Here is a 487-nt window from a genome sequence, read left to right as displayed (position 1 = left end):
TTCAAGTCATCCTTGACTACTCGGGTATCTAATCCTGTTTGATACCCACACTTTCGAGCCTCAATGTCAGTTGCAGCTTAGCAGGCTGCCTTCGCAATCGGAGTTCTTCGTGATATCTAAGCATTTCACCGCTACACCACGAATTCCGCCTGCCTCAACTGCACTCAAGATATCCAGTATCAACTGCAATTTTACGGTTGAGCCGCAAACTTTCACAACTGACTTAAACATCCATCTACGCTCCCTTTAAACCCAATAAATCCGGATAACGCTCGGATCCTCCGTATTACCGCGGCTGCTGGCACGGAGTTAGCCGATCCTTATTCATAAAGTACATGCAAACGGGTATACATACCCGACTTTATTCCTTTATAAAAGAAGTTTACAACCCATAGGGCAGTCATCCTTCACGCTACTTGGCTGGTTCAGGCTCTCGCCCATTGACCAATATTCCTCACTGCAGCCCCCCGTAGGAGGTCGTATTCTA

The 487-nt window shown here is 47.0% G+C and carries 1 rRNA gene; it reads right to left on the bottom strand.

Annotated elements, in window-relative coordinates:
- Nucleotides 1-487: ribosomal RNA gene (locus tag DK926_RS26945) — 16S ribosomal RNA — on the bottom strand; the annotation flags it as partial.

Source organism: Rhodococcus sp. Eu-32 (assembly GCF_003336925.1).
Classification (GTDB): Bacteria; Actinomycetota; Actinomycetes; order Mycobacteriales; family Mycobacteriaceae; genus Rhodococcoides; species Rhodococcoides kyotonensis_B.
This window is presented reverse-complemented; position numbering and strand designations above follow the sequence as displayed.